This is a genomic window from Flavonifractor sp. An91, assembly GCF_002159225.1.
Lineage (GTDB): Bacteria > Bacillota > Clostridia > Oscillospirales > Oscillospiraceae > Flavonifractor > Flavonifractor avicola.
This window is the reverse complement of record NZ_NFHA01000001.1, coordinates 140,679-161,028: the sequence shown is the minus strand read 5'-3', so window position 1 is coordinate 161,028 and position 20,350 is coordinate 140,679. Positions and strand designations below refer to the sequence as shown.

Genomic DNA, 20,350 nt, shown 5'->3' with positions numbered 1-20,350 from the left:
CCAAACGGCGGAGCCGGGGTTCCCTATAGGTATACCCCAAATTCATCCAAATTGCAAGAGAAGAGGTGACCGGCCACGCAAGCCCGGACCCAGAATGATTTTTCCAAGGGCAGTATGGCCCGCAATATCGTCTATATGGCGGTGCCCATGACGGTGGCTCAGCTCATTAATATCCTGTACAACGTGGTGGACCGGATGTACCTGGGCCGTCTGCCGGGGCACCTGGCCCTGACGGGACTGGGGCTGTGTCTGCCCATCATCTCCATCTTGATGGGTTTTGCCAACTTGTGCGGCATGGGTGGCTCCCCGCTGTGTTCCATCTGCCGGGGCAGAGGAGAGAATGAGGAAGCGGAGCAGATTATGGGCAATTCCTTCTCTCTGCTGCTGCTGTTTGGCACATCCCTCACAGTTTTGTGTCTCATCTTCCGCCGGCCGATTCTCTATCTGTTCGGGGCCAGCGATGTCACCTTCCCCTATGCCAACGATTACCTGACCATTTACATTCTGGGTACCCTCTTCGTTATGATCAGCCTGGGTATGAACCCCTTTATCAACGCCCAGGGCTTCAGCCGCATGGGCATGGTCACGGTGGCAGTGGGGGCAGTGGTTAACATTGTGCTGGACCCCATCTTTATCTTCCTGCTGGACATGGGCGCGCGAGGGGCGGCTCTGGCCACGGTGATCTCCCAGGGGTGCTCGGCCCTGTGGGTACTGAAATTCCTCACCGGGAAAAAGGCCATTCTCAAGCTGCGGCTGTCTGCCCTCCGGCTCCAGGCGGGCCGGGTGAGGCGTATTTTGAGCCTGGGCACCTCCGGCTTTGTCATGTCCATGACCAACAGTCTGGCCCAGGTGTTGTGCAACGCCAGCCTGGAGGCCTACAGCGGCGATCTGTATGTAGGCGTCATGACGGTGATCAACTCCATTCGGGAGATCATTACCATGCCGGTCCAGGGCATTACCAACGGCTGCCAGCCGGTGCTGGGCTACAATTATGGGGCAGGCCAGTATCAACGGGTACGCCAGGGTATCCGTTTTACCACGGTGTTGACGGTGGGCTACTCCATCGCCGTCTGGGCGGTGGTGATGCTGCTGCCCGGGCCCCTCATTCGCATCTTCAACAATGAGGCCGACCTCATTGCCGCAGGCATTCCCGCCTTCCGAATCTATTTTGCCACCTTCTTTTTCATGTCCTTCCAGTTTATCGGCCAGTCCACCTTCGTGGGCCTGGGCCGCTCCAGGAGTGCGGTGTTTTTCTCCCTGCTCCGCAAGGCCTTCATTGTGGCTCCTCTGACCCTGATCCTGCCGGCGGTGGGCTTCGGGGCAGACGGCGTGTTCCTGGCCGAGCCGATTTCCAATGTGCTGGGGGGCTTGGCCTGCATCCTCACCATGTATTTCACGGTCTACCGGCGGCTGGACCGGGCATGAATTTTGGGGCGTCTGGATGACGCCCCAAAATTTTTTTATTCTCTGTGAGATTTTTTGCCCCTCCGGGGGGTATTCCTGATGAAAGGCCTTTCAAACCAACCCACAGAAAGGGAGTAGTCATGACCGACGAGACATTTGAACAGGCGGCCCGGACCTATGGCGATATGCTCTACCGGGTGGCCTACCACGCCCTGCGGAGCCGGGCGGACGCGGAGGACGTGGTGCAGACGGTGCTCCTCAAGCTCTACCAGCAGGATGGCTTTGAGAGCGAGGACCACCTGAAGCATTGGCTGCTACGGGTGGCGGTCAATGAGAGCCGGAAGGTGATGCGTTCCTTCTGGCGCCGCCGGGCGGTACCGCTGGAGGAGCGGGACGAGGCGCCCCTTCCGGCGGAGGACCGCCGGGAAGAGGTGTTTCAGGCGGTGATGGCGCTGGATGGAAAGTACCGCCTGACCATCTACCTCTACTACTACGAGGGCTGCTCCGTCAAGGAGACGGCGGCGGCCATGGGGGTCAATCCCTCCACCGTACAGACCTGGCTCCAGCGGGCCCGGGCCCGGCTGCGCCGGACGCTTTCCGAAGAAGAGGAGGGGAACGACGATGTTCGACCACAACGCATACCGTGAACGATGCTCGGAGCTTCACGTCTCCGAAGAAGCCCTACAGGAGGTCATTGAAATGGCAGAACAGAAACAGAAGAAGCCGGTCCGCCGCCCGCTGCGGGTGGGCCTGATCGCCGCCGTGGTAACGGTGGCTCTGATGGTGACCGTAAGCGCCGCCAACCCGGAGGCCCTGGAGTGGCTCTCCGCCACCATCCGCTCGTCCGCCTCTATCGGAGATTACCGGGAAGAGATCGTGATGGATGACACCGGCGAGACCATCACCGCTTTGCGGCTGCCTGATACGGCGGTAGAGGAGAGAGACGGCCGCATCATCCTTACCGTGGACGGGGAGGAGACGGACATCACCGAGGCCATGGAGCGGGACGGCAGCTACCTCTGGACCCGGGAGGATGAGGGAGCCAAGGTTTCCGTCCAGGTGACCCTGGATGAGGACGGAAAGCCTGTGGCTGTCTCCCATGTGACACTGCCCGACGGTACCGGACAGGACGCCAACATGGCTATGGTCACAGAGATCAGCGGAGTGGAATAAGACGCAAAGGACCCGGACGGCAGCCGCCGCCCGGGTCCTGTTTTATTGTCCCGCCAGGAAGGCGCGTACCTCGTCCAGCCGGGCCATGCCCTCGTCGTAGCCGTCTTGCCACAGCGCCTGAATCTTGGCCACATCCCGCTCAGTGCGGCTGAAGCCCTGGGTATTGTGAGGAGCAAAGAGAAGCACCCGCCCCTCCTTTTCCAGCTGAAAGAGCTTTTCCCGGGCCTCGTTGTAGGTATCTGCCCGGCGGCGCATGGTGTCGCAGAAGTTGGGGTACTTCCGGTAAACCCGGTCAATGAGAGGCTGGAGCTTCTCTGGCTGCCGCCGGAAGTTTCGCTCCCGGGTGAGTACCACGATCAGCCGGTCGCAGCCCTTCTCAAAGGCTCGGTCAAAGGGAATGGCGTCCGCCGCGCCGCCGTCCATGAATGGTTTGCCGTCAATGTGGAAAATAGGGAAGAGGAAGGGCAGAGCACAAGTGGCCTGGAGGATGGTAAAGCTCTTGTCGTTGCCGTCCACCGGCAAATATTCTGCCTTGCCGGTGTCAAGGTTGGTGACCGCTGCTTCCACTTCGCCGGGGAATGCACGGTAGGTATCATAGTCAAAGGGGATTAGCTCGTTCGGAATGGTGTCATAGACGAACTTCAGACCGAAATATGCCTTGTTGTCCCGGCGGAGCAGGTTGCCCATGCTCATATACCGCTTATCATTGACGTAGTTTACCATAATATCAAGGTTGCGGCGGATCTGCCTGGACACATAACTGACACCATAAGCGATCCCGGCGGAAACGCCGATGACATAGTCCGTCATAATACCGCCGGTGAGCAAGGCGTCACACACACCGGAAGAAAAGATGGTACGAATGGCGCCACCCTCCAGCACGATCCCGGTCTTCATGGACAACACATCCTTTCTTACATGGACAGTACATTTTTGCGGCACCAAGCCCGGCTGCGCCACCGCAGCAGGAAGAGCACCGCCCGCAGGCACTCGTCGCAGGCCATGGCAATCCATAACCCCGCCAGCCCCAGGCCCAGGGGCACGGCCAGCAGGAAACCGCCTACTACAGCGGTAAGCCAGGCGCTGAAAATGCAGATGGTGATGGGGAAGCGAATATCTCCGCAGGCCTGAAGAGCCCGGCACATGACCATGTTCACCGCACGGCCCAGTTCCAGGGGGATCTCGATGATCATAATGATGCGGAAGAGTTCCAGCACCTGGGGATCCTTGGTAAACAGGCCCAGCAGGGGCTGACAGAACACCAGCAGTATCACCGCCATCAGACCGGAGATAGCCAGGGAGGCCAGCAAGGTGCGTTTTACCAGCCGCTCCACATCGGGAACCCGGTCGGCGCCCATCAGGTGGGCCACCATGACCTGGGCAGCCTGGGAGATGGCGGAGCCGAACATATAGGTGAGCATGGCGAACATATTGGCGTACACTCGGGTGTTGATGACGAAGATGGCAAACAGGTTGCAGATGGACTGGATAGCCACCTGGGACAGATTATAGGAGATGGACTCTCCGCCGGCGGGGATGCCGATGCGCAGCAGACGGCGCAGCTGGTCGGTGGGGAAGGGGCGGAGCAGCTTGAGGGAGAGCACAGGGCCAAACTTCCGGCGGAACAGGAAAGCGATAAGGATGACGCCCACCACACGGGAGATATCGCTGGACAGAGCGGCGCCTGCCACGCCCAGGGCAGGCAGGCCGAAGGTACCACCGATGAGCACCGCGTTGCCGCCGATGTTGAGCAGATTCATGATCACAGCCACGATCATGCTCTCCTTCATCATCTGGTTGGAACGGAAAAAAGCGGTAAAGGTGAGATAGACCGCCTGGAACACCATGCCCCCGCCAATGATCCGCAAGTACAGGCAGCTGCGGTCCAGGATTTCCGCCGGTACCTGCATCAGGGTGAAGATGGGGCCGCACAGAACGATAAGCAGGGTTCCTACCGCCAGACCGAAGATAGCGTTGACCAGCAGTGAAAGGGTGTAGGTCTCGTTGACCCGCTGTTTATCCTCCGCTCCCAGGTAGCGGGAGATGAGAATGGTGGAGGCGGTGGAAATAACGGAAAAGACCAGAAGTACCAGATTGGTGATCTGGTTGGCGTTGCCGATGGCGCCTACGCCGTTGGGGTCAAAGTGCCCCACCATGACCTGGTCGGCGTTGCCCACCAGCATCTGAAGAAGCAGTTCGATGAAGATGGGCCAGGTGAGGGACAGAATGCCCGGCTCGCGCCGGCGAAGGACGGTAGCTTGTTCCATGGAGGGGCTTCCTTTCGGTACAGAAATGGGAAATAGAAAGTACCGTATTAGTATAATGCGTACTGAACAAAGCCGAATGCCTTGAAAGCACCAGCTTTCAAGGCCAGTTGGCTTTGTTCAAGTGCAAGGTTTTTGGACGAGATCGACCCAAAACCTTGCACCTTCTGCTGGTGCGCCTTAACGCATCAGCGGAAATACGCATTGTACCAATGGCTGAATTTCATAAAAACGGCCACTTCGAGCCGTTTTATGAAATTGGGCGGCTACTGCCGCACGAATAAACCGTATCACGGTTTATTCAGCAGACATTAGTATAGTGTCTCCATGCCAAAATGCAAGGGGGAAAAACGCCGTCTTTTCCCCTCATTTCAGGGAGCGCCTCCGTCAGTTTTTGTCAAATTTAAATTAGGGCCAGGGTTTTCAGCACATAGAGCCACAGCGTCAGGGTAAAGGCGCTGAAGCCGGTGGTCAGCATGACGGTGCTGGAGGTCAGGGTGCCCTCGTGGCCCATGTTGCGGGCCATCACGAAGCAGCTGACAGTGGTGGGGCTGCCCAGCATGGTGAGAGCGGCCACCAGCTTGTCGTCCCGGAAGCCCATGGCTACCGCGATGGGCAGGAAGATGGCCACAAAGACCACCAGCTTGAGGGCGGTGGCGGAGAGGGCGGGCTTGATGCGGCCGATGGCCTTTTTCCAGTCGAAGGAAGCGCCGAGGGCCATGAGGCCCAGGGGGGTGCCGGTGGCCGAAATGCTGTTCACCGTCTTGGTGAGGATGGTGGGCTGGGGGATGCGCAGCAGGGTCCAGGCCAGACCCACGATGATGCCCAGGATGATGGGGTTGGTGATAATTCCCTTGGCCACTTTCTTGGCCGCCCCCTTGGAAAGGCCCTTCTGAGTGGGGCTGGTGAGGGAGAGTACCGTCACCGCCGCCGCGTTATAGAGGGGGACCGCACCGATGATGATCAGGCTGGCGGCCCCGGCGCTGCCGTAGAGGTTCTCCAGAAAGGCGGCGCCCAGCAGGGCCACGCTGCTGCGGTAGCCCACCTGAATAAATTCCCCTCGCAACGGGGGTTCTTTCAGCATACGGCTGAGCAGGGCGGCGAGCAGGATGGAGGCCAGAGTGGCCAGAAAACAGAATACCACAAAGGAGGTGTCCCACACCTGGAAAAAGTCGGAGCCGGTCAGGTCCTTGAACATCATGACAGGCAAGCCCACTTTAAACACATAGCTGTTGAGCTTATCGGCAAAGGCCTGGCTAAAAAAGCCCATTTTGCGGAATGCGACACCCAGCAGCATGAGCAAAAAAATGGGTATAGTACCATTGAGACAATAGATCAGATTGTCCAGCATGACGATCCCCTCCAGAAATGACATCTATTTCATTATATCCCCTCCGCTATACAGGTGCAAGATTACCAAATGGTAAGTGGAATGGGCCAACCTGGTCGGCGCATAGGGATATCAAAAAGGGGGATTGTGCTATGGAGTGCCGGGGATCGGAGTTACGGGACAAGGAGATCATCAATATCAGCGACGGCAGCCGGATCGGCTATGTGGGGGATGTGATCATGGATCTGGAAGAGGGCAAAGTGAGTGCTCTGGTGGTGCCTGGGCGGCTGCGCCTGTTTGGCCTGTTGGGGCGGGAACCGGACACGGTTTTTCCCTGGACGGCGGTGCGCCGCTTCGGTGCGGATACCATTTTGGTGGAGGGGACGCAGGTCAGACAGAGAGAGCGGAGGGAACGAGCCTAATTTCGGGTGTTCTGCCATTGTTTTGCCAGCTTTTCCGTGCTATAATTCTATTTTAAAGCACCATATATCAAACACGTCAAATACGCAGGAGGATCGCCATGTGCGGGATTGTTGGATATGTTGGAAGGGAGGAGGCCGCGCCAATTTTGTTGGACGGCCTGGCCAGGCTGGAGTACCGGGGGTATGATTCCGCCGGTGTAGCGGTATACGGAGCAGAAGAAGGAATGCAGGTGGCCAAGGCCAAAGGGCGGCTTCAGGTGCTCAACGACCTGGTTGAGGGCGGAAGCACCCTTCACGGTACCATTGGCGTGGGCCATACCCGGTGGGCTACCCATGGGGCCCCGTCGGACGTCAATTCCCACCCTCAGGTCAGCGAGAATGGCCGGTTCGCCGTAGTCCACAACGGTATCATCGAAAACTACGCTGAGCTGCGGGAATTCCTCCAGTCCGAGGGAGTGCAGTTCGTGTCGGATACCGATACCGAGGTGGCGGCCCAGCTGCTGGAGTATTACTATCAGGGCGACCTGCTGGACGCAGTGGTGCGTACCCTCCACACCATCCGGGGCGCCTACGCCTTGGGCATCCTGTGCGCCGACTGCCCTGACCGGCTCATTGCTGCCCGAAAGGACAGCCCGCTGATTCTGGGTTTCGGCGACGGCGCTCACTATTTGGCCAGCGACGTCACCGCGCTCATCAAGTACACCCGGGAGGTGTGCTTTCTGGATGACGGTGAGATTGCGGAACTGACTGCCGACCACCTGTGGGTGTACGATTCCTATCTGCGCCCGGTGGAGAAGGAGCACCGCCATGTGGACTGGGAGATCTCGGCGGCGGAGAAGGGCGGCTATGAGCACTTTATGATCAAGGAGATCATGGAGCAGCCAGAAGCCATCCGCAAGACCATCTCTCCCCGCATCAAGGACGGCCGTATTGTGCTGGATGACTGGCGGCTCACCGCCCGTGAGCTGGAGGAGATGGACCGGCTGTATATCATTGCCTGCGGCTCCTCCTACCATGTAGGTGTGGCGGCCAAATATATCCTGGAAAAACTGCTGCGAAAGCCGGTGGAGGTGACCTTGGCCTCCGAGTTCCGTTACTGCGACCCCATTGTGTCGGAGCGTACTCTGGCCCTGGTCATCAGCCAGTCCGGTGAGACCATCGATACCCTGGCTGCCATGCGGGAGGCCAAACGGCTGGGCGCCAAGGTGGTGTCCATTGTCAACGTGGTGGGCTCCACCATTGCCCGGGAGAGCGACAGCGTGCTCTACACCTGGGCCGGACCGGAAATCGCCGTGGCCACCACCAAGGCCTATTCCACCCAACTGGCGGTGATCTACCTCATCGGCCTGTACTGCGCCGATCTGCTGGGCACCCTGGACCGGGCGAACTATGATGCCATTCTGGCAGAGCTCCAGCGCATTCCGGACAAGCTGCAGGAGATCCTGGAAAATCGGGAGGACATCCAGTATTTTGCCTCCCTGTACTTCAACCGGCCTTCCATGTTCTTCATCGGCCGCAATCTGGACTATGCGGTGGGTCTGGAGGGCTCCCTGAAGCTGAAAGAGATTTCCTATATCCACTCGGAGGCCTACGCTGCCGGTGAGCTCAAGCACGGCACCATCTCCCTCATTGAGCCGGGCACCCTGGTGGTGGCCCTGGCCGGGTGCGGGCCCCTGTTTGAAAAGACAGTGAGCAACGCGGTGGAGGTCAAGAGCCGGGGAGCCGATGTACTGGGTCTCACCACCCGGGACCGGGCGGCCGATCTCAGCCGTACGGCGGACCATGTGATTGCCATTCCTGAGACCCATCCCATGCTGCTGCCTTCCCTGGCAGTGGTGCCTATGCAGCTGTTCGCCTATTATACGGCGCTGCAGCGGGGTTGTGATATTGATAAACCCCGGAACCTGGCCAAGTCTGTAACAGTGGAATAAAAAAGACGGAGGAACGACATGAAACGACTGATCGCATTACTGATGGCAGCCGTTCTGGCCCTGGGGCTGACGGCCTGCGGCGGAGAGAAAGAGACCGCGGAGCAGGTCACGGTGCGCTATGGCCTGTCCAATGCCTGGGACTCCCTGATGCCCTATAACAGTCCTTCGGGCAGCAATTATACCCGTATTGTCTGTGATAAGATCTATGACCGGCTGGCCTATGTCCACGCTGACGGCACCCTGGACCCCCGAGGCGCTAAAAGCTGGGAGAGTACCGACGACGGTATGGCGGTGCTCTTCCACCTGGATGAAAAGGCTGCCTTCCACGACGGCACTCCGGTGACCGCCCAGCACTGGGCGGATACCATTGCCCTCATTACCAACCCGGACTGTCCGGCCCTGGGCCGTGGTACCTTCTCCGTGCTGGCGGGCACCGACAGCAACGGCTGCGCCGTGGCGGGGGAGCAGCTGGGGGCGGAGGCAGTGGATGAGTACACTTTGAAGCTCACCTTCAAGAGCGCTACCACCCCGGAGGACTTCCTGCTGGACAAAAACCGGGAGCTCTATGTGCTGCCCACCCATCTGCTGGCGGATACCGAACCGGCGGACATTATGGAGCTTGACCTGTGGGACGCACCTGTAGGCTCCGGCCCCTGCAAGTTTGCGGAGGAGATCCCGGGCAGCCAGCTGGTGCTGGACATCAACAAGGACTATCAGCTGGGCTGTCCCGACTTTGATCAGCTGGTGGTGACGGTGATCGATAAGTCCAACCTGTTGTCCTCCCTCATTTCCGGCGATCTGGATTACTATGCCTTTGGTGGCAACCTGTCCATGGATGATGCTGAAACCGCCAAAGCGGGGGGCATTGAGGTGCTGGAGGGCGAGGTCCCCAACACCTTCTATGAACTGATGCTCAACTGCGAGACCATCCCCAGTGCAGAGGTGCGCCGGGCCATCGATCTGGCCCTGGATAAGGAGGCACTGTGCCTTCAGTCCACCCATGGTTTGGGTGAGCCCACTGCCACCGACGTGACTCCGGGTACGGAGTACACCTGCTCCCTGACCTGGCAGCGGGACGTGGAGGGAGCCAAGACGCTGCTGGAGCAGGGAGGCTACGACGGGCGGACCTATACCCTGGCCTGTACCTCCAACCGCTCCGGTCTGGCTGCCCTCATGCAGCAGGAACTGGCCGAGGTGGGTATGAATGTGACCATCGAGACGGTGGACTCCGCCGCCCTCTTCTCCGGTATGGCTGACGGCAAGTACGACATGGCCATTGCCAGCCATACCCCCGGCGCGCTGCCTCTGTGGTTTACGGAGAGCCGTCTCAGTGAGAGCAACAACATCTTCCACATTGCCGATCTGGAGCCCTACACTTACTATATTGACCAGATCAAGAGTTCCTCGGGCTGGGAGACTCGCCAGGTCATGCTGGATAAGCTGCAGGAGCTGCTGGTTGATCAGCGGCCCTTTATCCCCCTGTGGTTTGGCCGTACCCTCCATGCCCAGTCTCCCACAGTGGACAACATCGACTACCCCTCGTCCAGTTTCTCCAATGAGAACATCTGGGCGTGGCGCATGAAGGAGGCCTGAAAGGCCCCTTCTCCAAACTAGAAAGACCTCCGTAGGGCCGCCGCCCATAGCGGCCCGTGCCCCTGATTGGGGCCGGAAGTGCAGGAGGAAGCGAAAACTATGGGACAATATTTCCGCCGTCGTCTGCTGACGGCCATTCCGGTCTTTTTCGGAATTACGATTCTGGTATTTTGTATGCTTAATCTGGCCCAGGGCTCCATCCTGGACCTGATGGGGGAGGGAAGTGGCGCCACCGACGCCGACCGCTCTGCCCTGGCCGCCTCCCTGGGGCTGGACCAGCCCCTGCCGCAGCGGTATCTCTCATGGCTGGGCGGACTGCTCCGGGGGGACCTGGGCAATTCCTACACCAACGGGAAACCGGTGGCTGGGCTCATTGCCCAGCGGGTAGGACCCTCCCTGCTGCTCACCGGCACCGGTGTGGTGCTGGCGATAGCCATTGCCCTGCCGCTGGGGGTGTTGGCTGCCTGGAAGCCCCGGTCCGGCTGGGACCGGGCGGCCTCTGCCCTTAGCTTGGTCAGCTTTGGTGTGCCCGGCTTTTTCCTCTGCCTGGCCGGCATCTTTGTCTTTTCCGTCACTCTGGGCTGGCTGCCCGCCAACGGGATGTATGCCGCCGGGCGGTTTACCAGCCTGGCTGACCTGCTCCGCCATCTGATCCTCCCGGCAGGGGTGGTGTGCCTGAGCAGTGTGGGCGAGCTGGTGAAGCAGACCAGGGCCGCCTGCCTGGAGACTTTGGGAGAGGACTATATCCGCACTGCCTATGCCAAGGGACTCACTGAACGGGCGGTCATGGTACGCCATGCCTTCCGGGGCTCTATGATCCCGGTGCTTACCACCATTCTCAGCCACATTCCTCATATCCTGGGTGGCTCCGTGGTGGTGGAGCAGATCTTTGGCTGGCAGGGTATGGGCAGCCTTCTGTTTTCCGGTATCTCCGGCCGGGACTATCCCGTGGTGATGGGCGTCACGGTGGTCATCGCCCTGACGGTGCTCCTAACCAACCTGCTCCTGGATCTGGTCTACGGACTGGTGGACCCCAGGGTGCGCTATGGGAAGGGGTAGGGCTATGGAGGAAAAACGTTTAGGCCGCAGCCCCTGGGACCGGTTTAGGGCGGACCGGAGGGCGATGGTATGTCTTTATATACTCTGCCTGGAGATCCTTGCGGTGTTGCTGCTGCCGCCGCTGCTGGGTCTGGAGCCCAATGCCAGCGATTTGGAGGCAGGTTTCTGGGCTCCGCCATCGGCACAGCACCCCCTGGGTACCGATGACGTGGGCCGGGACCTGCTGGCCCGGCTGCTGAGCGGAGGGCAGGTATCCCTCTTCATTGGCCTGAGCTCTGCCGCCATCAGCACCGCTCTGGGTGTGCCTCTGGGCCTGCTGGCGGGTTACCGCCGGGGAGCCTGGGAGTTCTGGATCATGCGGTTGGCTGATATCTTTCAGACCTTTCCCTCTATCGTGCTGGTGCTCTGCCTGGTGACGGTAGTGGGTCCGTCGGCCACCAATATCGTACTGGTGCTGGGCCTGCTGGGCTGGACGGGAATTGCCCGGCTGGTGTACGGCAATACCCTGGCAGTGCGTGAGCGGGAATATGTGCTGGCAGCCAGGGCCCTTGGCGCCCGGACCGGGACCATCCTGCGGCGAAATGTGCTGCCCAATGTGATCTCCCCGGTGTGGTGCTCCATCCCCCTGCGGGCGGGGCGGGCCATCCTGTCGGAATCCAGCCTTAGTTTTCTGGGCTTCGGCATCCGGGCACCCCAGGCATCCTGGGGCAGTATGATCCAGTATGCCAGTAACCTGACGGTGCTCACCGCCCGGCCCTGGGTGTGGCTGCCGCCGGGCCTGTGCATTATTCTCACGGTGCTCTGTCTGGCGGGTATCGGAGACGGCCTGCGGGATGCGCTTGACCCCCGGTTCGACGGTCGGCGGTCCTGAGAACAGCGGAATATCAGTTGGAGAACCTGAAACAGCTCCAGCCCGGGAAGGACCGGAGCTGTTTTGCAGCAAAAGGAGGTAATAGATGGTATATATGTTGATTTTATGCGGTGTGGTGCTGGTAGCCTGTATTCTGGCCAGCCGCTTCTCTCAGCGGGCCGGAGTGCCGGCGCTGCTGCTCTTTATGGCTCTGGGGATGCTGTTTGGCTCCGATGGGCTGTTGCGTATCCCCTTCGATGATTTCCGGGCGGCGGAGCAGATCTGTTCGGTGGCTCTGATCTTTATTATGTTTTACGGCGGATTCGGCACCCGCTGGGAAGCCGCCAAACCGGCAGCGGCCAGGGCGGTGGTGTTGTCCACCCTGGGGGTGGCGATGACCGCTCTGCTTACCGCCCTCTTCTGCCATTTTGCATTGGGGTTTCCGCCCCTGACCAGCTTCCTCACCGGCGCGGTGATTAGCTCCACCGACGCGGCCTCGGTGTTCTCCATTCTGCGCTCCAAAAAGCTGGGCCTGCGGTACCATACGGCCTCCCTGCTGGAGCTGGAAAGTGGCAGCAACGATCCCATGTCCTATATGCTGACCATGATTGCCCTCTCGCTGATGGGGGTGTGGGAGAGCGGCAATCTGATCTGGATGGTCTTTTCCCAGATCGTATTTGGCGTTGCGCTGGGTCTGGCGGTGGCCGGCCTGTCGGTGCTCGTTCTGCGGCGGGTCCATCTGGCGGACGGCATGGACTCCATCTTTGTGCTGGCAGCCGCCTTGTTGGCCTATGCCCTGCCTGCTGCCGTGGGAGGCAACGGCTATCTGGGTACCTATCTGGCAGGGATCCTGCTGGGCAACGCCAAAATTCCTCATAAGCCCTCCCTGGTCCATTTTTTTGACGGCCTGACCGGTCTGGGCCAGATCATCATTTTTTTCCTGCTGGGTCTGCTGTCCTACCCCACGCAGATGCCCGGCGTACTCCTTCCGGCAGTGGCCATCGCCCTGTTCCTGACGCTGGTGGCCAGGCCGCTGGCGGTCTTTGTGCTGCTGGCTCCCTTCCGGTGCAAACTGCGTCAGTGTTTGCTGGTGTCCTGGGCGGGACTGCGTGGCGCGGCCTCCATTGTGTTTGCCATTATGGCTCTGGCCGGGGGAGCGGAAACCGGCTATGATTTGTTCCATATTGTCTTTTGTATCTCCCTGCTGTCCGTGGCAGTTCAGGGTTCCCTGCTGCCTCTGGTGGCCCGCAAGCTGGATATGGTGGATACAGAGGACAACATTGGACGGACCTTCAACGACTATCAGGACCAGCGGCAGCTCCACCTGACCCGCTTCCGCATCCAGCAGGGACACCCCTGGGAGGGAAAGACGGTAGGGGAGTGCAATCTGCCTGCCGATGCTCTGGTGGTTACCATCCGCCGGGGGGAAGAGAGTCTGATCCCCAACGGCAGCACCGTGGTCCAGGCGGGGGACCTGCTGGTGGTGAGCACGCCCATCTATCAGGACGACGGCGGTATCAGCCTGCGGGAGCTTCCGGTGGAGGAGCATAAGGAATGGATTGGCCGCACCATCCGGGAGCTGGATCTGCCGACGGAGGTGCTCATCGTACTGGTCCGCCGGGCGGACGGTACCACCGCTGTACCCAAAGGGGGAACGGTACTCTGCCAGGGAGATACCCTGGTGGTCAGCGAAGGGGAGAATATGCGCCCCGCATAAATCAGAAAAAATGGATAGAGGGGTTAAAATCTCTTGCCATTACCAAACGGTAAGTGTTATCATGATAACAAAGGATCATGTGAACCGGTTTCGTGGCAAAGGAGGCCCCACTGGTGGAGTATACGGTAGAACTGGCGGAAAAAAAGCAACTGCGCGTGATGCTCAACCCGGTACGGCAGGAAATGATCCATCTGCTGCGCCTGGTGGCTCGGCCGCTGTCCGCCAATGAGGTGGCGGAGCGGATGCAGCTGTCTCCCAGTGCCGCCCATTCCCATTTGAACAAGCTGGTGAAAATAGGATTGGTGTCGGCCCGGGAGGGTACCCGGCGGGACGGGAGCAAGACGACTTACTATCAGATGCGGGATGTGAGACTGCGGCTGTGTCTGGGCCGGAAGGACGGCTTTCAGGGCGAGCGGGAGGCCCTGGCAGCAAATTTGGTGGACAGCACCTTCCGCAGTTTGCTGGATAACGTGTACCGCTATGAGGAACAGGAACTGAAAGACTACGGGGTGCTCCGCTTTGGGGCCCTCCATCTGGATACCGCCCAGCGTAAGGAGCTGATGGAGCTGGTGACGGATTATCTGGAGAAGCACGGAGCCCTCCGGCCGGAGGCAGAGGAGCACTGGGAATATGTGGTGCTTGCTTACCGGGCCGGGGAGGAATTGTAATAAAAATCAGGGCCGGACTTTTGTCCGGCCCTGATTTTTACAGATAGATAATATCCAGTTCCAGCTCCTGCTTCATGGCGTAGCTGATGGTATACATGGTGCCCCCCAGCATTCCATTGTAGATGGAGATAAGCCGGGCGGCGTGATCCACCAGATAGCGGTTACGGCGGAGCATACAGCCCTTGTCATAGCGGCGCTGCACCATGGTCTCCCCATCGCAGGCTTCCACCAGTGCGTAATACCGGTCCCGGTCCCGCTCGCTCCAGCGGGCGGCCTGCTCCTCACAGGGAATAACCGCTTCCAGCGTGACATCGGGCATCTGCTCCCGCAGAGCAAGCACAGCCTCACAGAAGTAAAAGTCAGCGCCCCGGGCCATGCCGCACAGAAAATGTCGGTATCCGGCTTCATAGGCCCGCACTACCGACGCGGCCAGCTTATCCTTGATTTCCAGGCAAGAGGGGTCCTGCTCGTCCTCACCCCAGGGCAGCTTTTCCGGCCGATGCCCGGTAAAGCAGCAACTGATGTCCCGTCTCATAGCCAACCCCTCTCCGCAGTTTGATGCTGCCCATATTGTAAACGATTCCCTATTGGAAGTCAATGAAAATCGAACATTTGTTTTTGTCTTAGAAAGCAGTTGCAAATTGTGTTGGAATGTGTATAATAGGGGATGACAACTGAATGACTGTCTTCAGGGCAGGGTGAAAATCCCGATCGGCGGTAAAGTCCGCGAGCCGTTTTGGCCGACCCGGTGGAACTCCGGGACCGACAGTGACGCACAATGTGCGAAGTCTGGATGGAAGAAGACGTGTGGTACATTGGCACGCTCCCATTGCATGGAACTCTGAACGGCAGTTTGGTTCAGCAGATCCGGTAATGAGGAGTGTTTTGTTATGACCAATTCTGTTTCCGCCCGGCGGCGGGTGGGGGCTCGCGCCGTGACGGTGACGGCCATGTTTTCCGCCGTGGCCTTTGTGCTGATGTTCCTGGAGTTTTCTCTCCCCATCATCCCCAGCTTTGTAAAGATGGATGTGTCCGAGCTGCCCGCCCTGCTGGCTTCCTTCGGCCTGGGACCGGTGTACGGTGTGGTGGTGTGCCTGGTGAAGAACCTGCTCCACCTGCTTATCACCACCACCGGCGGTGCCGGTGAACTGTGCAACTTCCTGCTGGGTGCCTGTTTTGTGTTCCCGGCCGGCCTGCTCTACCAGCTCCACAAGTCCCGCAAGACCGCCATTTTGGGCGCTCTGGTGGGTGCCATCATCATGGCCCTGCTGTCCATCCCCCTGAACTACTATATTACCTACCCCATTTACTCCAACTTTATGCCTATCGATACTATCATCGGGATGTATCAGGCCATCCGTCCCTCCACCAACGGCCTGCTGGAGTGCCTTGTGGTGTTCAATGCTCCTTTTACCCTGCTGAAGGGTCTGCTGGACGCGGTGATCTGCTTTTTGATCTACAAGCCCCTGTCCCCCCTGATCCACGGAAAACGGTAAATACAAAAACGACCGCCGAAAGGCGGTCGTTTTTTGTTGGGAGGCTAGGGCAGGGGGATGCTCCAGTCCAGGTCCACCCACTGGCTTACCAGCCCCTCGTCCATATCGTCATAGGCGTAATAGATGCGCTGGATGTGCACGGCGGTGATAGGGCCAGTGTCCTGAGTGAGCAGAATCTCCTGGGGGTATCCCGCCCCATCCAAGCCGCCCGGACGGCGGGGGATCCCCTGATGGTAGGTGCCGTCCGCCTCCATGAACTGGACCCCACAGATGGGATCGGCCTGTAATTCTACCAGGGACTTCCACCACTCCTCAGCCTTGGCCATCGTGCCATAAAGGGACAGGCGGCGGCCGTCTGCCGAGACCAGGGCGGTGATCCGGACCTCGTCCACGGTGCGCTGCGCACAGATTGCGGAGATCTCTTCCGGAGGGGTCAGGGTCAGATCGATCTCCCGGACCTGGTTGGTCAGATAGTCCTCTACACGCAAGGTATAGCTGCCGTCCGGATTTGGAGTCTCATAGGTAAAGACAGCCTGGGCGTAGGTCTGATAGCCATCCGGCAGGTAGCGCCAACCCAAATACTGATCCTCCCGCAGCGGAGAGAAGGAGATGCGCTTGCGCGTCAGAGCGGTATATTGTCCCGTGGAGTAGGAGCCATTGTCCGACAGGCTGAGGAAGGGATTGCTGACGGCCAGAGTCTGTCCGTCCTGACAGACCTCCATCTTGACGTACAGATTTTGATAGTTGCTGCCGTTGAGCCGCTCTTCCGAGCGGGAGACCACCTCCAGGGGGATAAAGAGAAAGCCGTCCCGGGCGTAGGCTCCAGAGATGAGATAGGTGCGGCCGCTGAGCTCAAATTCCAGCTCGCCCTCCTGGATGCGGAGATCCGCCCCTGTCTCTGCTGCTCCCACCCCGGAGAAATAGCGGATGAGGGTTTGTACTCCTGTGGCCAGGGCCTGGTAGTTGGTCAGGCACAGGATCAGGGCCAGACAGGCCGCCAGGGTCCCCAGCCGACGCCAGGGAATTGGCCGTGCCGCTGAAGAGGTCATGGCTTCCTCCGTGAGATCCATAAGATCGTTTTCATCCAGCAGTTGATCCCAGTGATAGCGTTTCATGGTGCATCTTCCTTTCCGGCCCAGCCCAGCCCTTGTTGGACCAGCAGCCGCTTCAGCTTCTTGCGCAGGCGGGTCACCCGGGCGTCCACCCCGTTGGGGGACAGCCCCAGTGTTTTCCCGATCTCTGCGGAGGGCCATTGGTAGAGAAACCGCAGGGTAAAGAGTCTCCGTTCCTCAGGACCCAAGGCCTCCAGAACACGGCGGACACCGTCCCGAAGGGCGGAGCGCTCGGCGTGGTCCTCCGCCCACAGGGTCCCCTGGTGTTCCTCCAGGGAGTCCTCCCGCCGGGCGGCCAGCCTGCGGCGGCGGTCCTTGGCCCGACTGCGGACCAGTACGCAGAGATAGGTCTTTTCGCTCCCTCTGGTGGGGTCCCACGTTTGAATGCCGTCCACATAGGCCCACAGAGCGTCCTGGACGCACTCCTCGGCCTCCTCCGGGTATCCGGGCAGCAGAGCGTCCGCCACTGTGCGCAGCAGTTTGCCGTACTGGTCCAGCACCCGCTGGGCCTCCCGGTCCCGGTCCATGGTGGTATCCATGCCTTTCCCCCCTTTCACCCAACAGTACGATGGAGCAGCGGAATACCTGACGATGTTCCCCTCAATTTTATCAAAAAAAGCCCCTGAACGGGGGAAAATCCGTTCAGGGGCTGGTGGGAGTTGGAAAGGATCAGGCCTGGTCCACGACCTGGCCGGAGAGGACGCTTTTGGCCTCCACGGTCAGTTCGCCATTGGCGCAGTCCACAGTAAGGGTATCGCCGGGTTCCACCTGGTCGGCGATGATCTTCCGGCTGATGAGGGTTTCCACCCCGTGCTGCACAAAGCGGCGCAGGGGACGGGCACCGAAAGCAGGATCGTAGGCGCTGTCGATGATGAAGCGCTTGGCAGCGTCGGTGAGGACCACCTTCAGCTGCTTCTCCTCCAGACGGCGGTTGAGCTCGCTCACCAGCAGGTCGATGATGTGGGTGATGTTGTCCTTGGTGAGGGGCTTGTAGAACACGATCTCGTCCAGACGGTTGAGGAACTCGGGCCGGAAGGAGTGGCGCAGCAGTTCCTGTACAGCGCTCTTGGCCTCCTCAGTGATCTCGCCATTGGCGTCGATGCCGTCCAGCAGATACTGGGAGCCCAGGTTGGAGGTCAGGATGATGATGGTGTTCTTGAAGTCCACGGTGCGGCCCTGGCTGTCGGTGATACGGCCGTCGTCCAGCACCTGGAGCAGGATGTTGAACACATCGGGATGGGCCTTCTCCACCTCATCGAAGAGGACCACAGAGTAGGGGTGACGGCGGACGGCTTCGGTGAGCTGACCGCCCTCCTCATAGCCCACATATCCCGGAGGGGCGCCGATCAGACGGGACACAGAGAATTTCTCCATGTACTCGCTCATGTCGATACGCACCATGTTTTTCTCGGAGTCAAACAAGGCCTCGGCCAGGGTCTTGGCCAGCTCGGTCTTGCCCACGCCGGTGGGGCCCAGGAACAGGAAGGAGCCGATGGGCCGGTTGGGGTCGGCGATACCGGCCCGGCTGCGCAGAATGGCCTCGGACACCAGACGAACGGCCTCGTCCTGGCCCACTACACGCTGGTGGAGGATATCTTCCAGGTGGAGCAGCTTCTCGCGCTCACCCTCCATCAGCTTGGCCACGGGGATGCCGGTCCAGCGCTCGATGATACGGGCAATCTCCTCCTCGGTGACCTTATCCCGCAGCAGGGAACGGGCTTTGCCTTCGTTGGCGATGGCCTCCTCCGCCTCCAGCTGCTTGCGCAGCTCGGGGATGCGGCCGTACTGCAGTTCGGCGGCCTTGTTCAGGTCGTACTGCCGCTGAGCCTTCTCCAGCTCGGCGTTGGCAGCCTCCAGGTCCTCACGCAGCTTCTGAACCTTGCCGATGGCATTCTTCTCGTTCTCCCACTGGGCCTTCTTGGCGTTGAACTCATCCCGCATCTCGGCCAGCTCCTTCTGGATCTCGGCCAGGTGCTCACGGGAGATGGCGTCGTCCTCCTTCTTCAGGGCGGCCTCCTCGATCTCGTGCTGGATGATCTTACGCTGGATGATGTCCAGCTCGGTGGGCATGGAGTCGATCTCGGTGCGGATCATGGCGCAGGCCTCGTCGATCAGGTCGATGGCCTTATCGGGCAGGAAACGGTCGGTGATATAGCGGTCGGACAGGGTAGCGGCGGCGATGATGGCGCCGTCCTGGATCTTTACGCCGTGGAACACCTCATAGCGCTCCTTCAGGCCACGGAGGATGGCAATGGTGTCCTCCACCGTGGGCTCGCAGACCTGTACGGGCTGGAACCGCCGCTCCAGAGCGGCGTCCTTCTCGATATACTGGCGGTACTCGTTGAGGGTGGTGGCGCCAATGCAGTGGAGCTCGCCACGGGCCAGCATGGGCTTCAGCAGATTGCCGGCGTCCATGGCGCCCTCGGTCTTGCCGGCGCCCACAATGGTGTGCAGCTCATCGATGAAGAGGATGATACGACCCTCGGACTTCTTCACCTCGTTGAGGACGGCCTTCAGCCGCTCCTCAAACTCGCCCCGGTACTTGGCACCCGCAATGAGGGAACCCATATCCAGAGCGAAGATGGTCTTGTCCTTCAGTGAGCCGGGCACGTCGCCCTTGACGATACGCTGGGCCAGGCCCTCGGCGATGGCGGTTTTGCCTACGCCGGGTTCACCGATGAGGACGGGGTTGTTTTTGCTCTTGCGGCTCAGAATACGGATCACGTTGCGGATCTCATCATCACGGCCGATTACCGGGTCCAGCTTATTTTGCCGGGCCCGCTCCACCAAGTCGGAGCCATACTTCTTCAGGGCATTGTAGGTGTCCTCCGGGTTGTCGGAGGTGACCCGCTGATTGCCGCGGACGGCGGTCAGAGCCTGGAGCACCCCTTCCTTGGTGACGTTATAGGTACGGAAGAGTTCCTTCAGCTCCCGGTTGGCGGTGTTGATCAGGGCCAGCAGCAGGTGCTCCACCGAGACATATTCGTCCTTCATGGAGGAGGCAATGGACTCGGCGGTATTCAGGCACTTGTCCACATCCTGAGCCACATAGATCTTGCCCTGCTCACGGCCGGAGCCGGAGACACGGGGCAGTTTTTCCACCTCCGCCTTGGTGGCGGCGGTGAAAGAGGGAACGGTGAGACCCATGTTCCCCAACAGCTGGGGAATCAGGCCGGACTCGTCGCTGAGCAGTGCCAGCAGCAGGTGAGGCTGCTCGATCTGCTGGTTACCATATTCCGTGGCCAGACTCTGGGCGGTCTGGACGGCCTCCAGAGATTTCTGGGTATATTTCTGTGCATTCATAAAAAACACTCCTTTCAAGGGGCAGCTT

General features: G+C 59.9%; 18 protein-coding genes and 1 riboswitch. Of the genes, 11 read left to right on the top strand and 7 right to left on the bottom strand.

The features are described 5' to 3' along the window. The first annotated feature begins 114 nt into the window (after nt 1-114). The 3 genes from B5G42_RS00745 (at nt 115) to B5G42_RS00735 (ending at nt 2,577) form a co-directional block, all read left to right on the top strand. Nucleotides 115-1,425: an MATE family efflux transporter gene (locus B5G42_RS00745; RefSeq protein WP_087265742.1), complete on the top strand. Its 1,311-nt coding sequence runs from the start codon at nt 115-117 to the stop codon at nt 1,423-1,425. A 119-nt stretch (nt 1,426-1,544) separates the two neighbouring features. After that, nucleotides 1,545-2,051 carry an RNA polymerase sigma factor gene (locus B5G42_RS00740; protein WP_087188195.1) on the top strand — a complete coding sequence of 169 codons (507 nt, stop codon included), beginning with the start codon at nt 1,545-1,547 and terminating at the stop codon, nt 2,049-2,051. 52 nt (nt 2,052-2,103) lie between these two features. Next, entirely contained in the window at nt 2,104-2,577 is a 474-nt protein-coding gene (locus B5G42_RS00735) for a hypothetical protein (protein ID WP_087265740.1), read from the top strand. Nucleotides 2,578-2,619: 42 nt separating this feature from the next. On the opposite strand, the gene B5G42_RS00730 is transcribed toward B5G42_RS00735, so the two are convergent. From B5G42_RS00730 to B5G42_RS00720, 3 genes are all read right to left on the bottom strand, one after another. Beyond that, nucleotides 2,620-3,474 carry a patatin-like phospholipase family protein gene (locus B5G42_RS00730; RefSeq protein WP_087265738.1) on the bottom strand — a complete coding sequence of 285 codons (855 nt, stop codon included), beginning with the start codon at nt 3,472-3,474 and terminating at the stop codon, nt 2,620-2,622. A gap of 17 nt (nt 3,475-3,491) precedes the next feature. Beyond that, on the bottom strand, nt 3,492-4,844 hold the full coding sequence (locus B5G42_RS00725; RefSeq protein ID WP_087265736.1) for an MATE family efflux transporter: 1,353 nt from the start codon (nt 4,842-4,844) through the stop codon (nt 3,492-3,494). Nucleotides 4,845-5,244: 400 nt separating this feature from the next. Then, complete coding sequence (locus B5G42_RS00720) at nt 5,245-6,216, bottom strand: AEC family transporter (protein ID WP_343286676.1); 972 nt, start codon at nt 6,214-6,216, stop codon at nt 5,245-5,247. 107 nt (nt 6,217-6,323) lie between these two features. Here B5G42_RS00720 and B5G42_RS00715 point away from each other — a divergent pair, with 107 nt between their 5' ends. The 7 genes from B5G42_RS00715 to B5G42_RS00685 all read left to right on the top strand — a co-directional run bounded on the left by B5G42_RS00715 (nt 6,324) and on the right by B5G42_RS00685 (nt 14,411). Further along, a complete protein-coding gene (locus tag B5G42_RS00715) occupies nt 6,324-6,593 on the top strand; it encodes a YlmC/YmxH family sporulation protein (protein ID WP_087265733.1) in 270 nt (89 codons plus the stop codon). Between the two features lie 98 nt (nt 6,594-6,691). Further along, entirely contained in the window at nt 6,692-8,524 is a 1,833-nt protein-coding gene (gene glmS, locus B5G42_RS00710) for a glutamine--fructose-6-phosphate transaminase (isomerizing) (RefSeq protein WP_087265730.1), read from the top strand. A gap of 18 nt (nt 8,525-8,542) precedes the next feature. Next, nucleotides 8,543-10,117 carry an ABC transporter substrate-binding protein gene (locus B5G42_RS00705; protein ID WP_087265728.1) on the top strand — a complete coding sequence of 525 codons (1,575 nt, stop codon included), beginning with the start codon at nt 8,543-8,545 and terminating at the stop codon, nt 10,115-10,117. Nucleotides 10,118-10,216: 99 nt separating this feature from the next. Then, entirely contained in the window at nt 10,217-11,176 is a 960-nt protein-coding gene (locus tag B5G42_RS00700) for an ABC transporter permease (protein ID WP_087188203.1), read from the top strand. 64 nt (nt 11,177-11,240) lie between these two features. Next, nucleotides 11,241-12,047, top strand: coding sequence for an ABC transporter permease (locus B5G42_RS00695; RefSeq protein ID WP_242961079.1), 807 nt, complete (start codon nt 11,241-11,243; stop codon nt 12,045-12,047). An 85-nt stretch (nt 12,048-12,132) separates the two neighbouring features. Continuing rightward, the gene (locus tag B5G42_RS00690) at nt 12,133-13,743 is read left to right on the top strand and encodes a potassium/proton antiporter (RefSeq protein ID WP_087265724.1); all 1,611 of its coding nucleotides are present in this window, start codon (nt 12,133-12,135) and stop codon (nt 13,741-13,743) included. 113 nt (nt 13,744-13,856) lie between these two features. Then, nucleotides 13,857-14,411 carry a winged helix-turn-helix domain-containing protein gene (locus tag B5G42_RS00685; RefSeq protein WP_087265721.1) on the top strand — a complete coding sequence of 185 codons (555 nt, stop codon included), beginning with the start codon at nt 13,857-13,859 and terminating at the stop codon, nt 14,409-14,411. 37 nt (nt 14,412-14,448) lie between these two features. Here B5G42_RS00685 and B5G42_RS00680 read toward each other — a convergent pair whose 3' ends face one another. After that, nucleotides 14,449-14,946 carry an SLOG family protein gene (locus B5G42_RS00680; RefSeq protein ID WP_087188207.1) on the bottom strand — a complete coding sequence of 166 codons (498 nt, stop codon included), beginning with the start codon at nt 14,944-14,946 and terminating at the stop codon, nt 14,449-14,451. Between the two features lie 145 nt (nt 14,947-15,091). Then, a riboswitch (FMN riboswitch) is annotated at nt 15,092-15,220 on the top strand. A gap of 81 nt (nt 15,221-15,301) precedes the next feature. Between B5G42_RS00680 and B5G42_RS00675 the strand changes: the two genes are divergently transcribed. Beyond that, nucleotides 15,302-15,907 (top strand): ECF transporter S component, encoded by a 606-nt coding sequence (locus B5G42_RS00675; protein ID WP_087265719.1) that lies wholly within the window; start codon nt 15,302-15,304, stop codon nt 15,905-15,907. A gap of 44 nt (nt 15,908-15,951) precedes the next feature. Here B5G42_RS00675 and B5G42_RS00670 read toward each other — a convergent pair whose 3' ends face one another. The 3 genes from B5G42_RS00670 to clpB all read right to left on the bottom strand — a co-directional run bounded on the left by B5G42_RS00670 (nt 15,952) and on the right by clpB (nt 20,322). Next, on the bottom strand, nt 15,952-17,022 hold the full coding sequence (locus B5G42_RS00670) for a hypothetical protein (protein ID WP_087265717.1): 1,071 nt from the start codon (nt 17,020-17,022) through the stop codon (nt 15,952-15,954). Further along, nucleotides 17,019-17,558, bottom strand: a complete 540-nt coding sequence (locus B5G42_RS00665) for a sigma-70 family RNA polymerase sigma factor (RefSeq protein ID WP_087265715.1) — start codon at nt 17,556-17,558, stop codon at nt 17,019-17,021. Before B5G42_RS00665 ends, B5G42_RS00670 begins: the two co-directional genes overlap by 4 nt. A 130-nt stretch (nt 17,559-17,688) precedes the next feature. Next, nucleotides 17,689-20,322, bottom strand: coding sequence for an ATP-dependent chaperone ClpB (clpB, locus tag B5G42_RS00660; RefSeq protein ID WP_087265713.1), 2,634 nt, complete (start codon nt 20,320-20,322; stop codon nt 17,689-17,691). Nucleotides 20,323-20,350 lie beyond the last annotated feature (28 nt).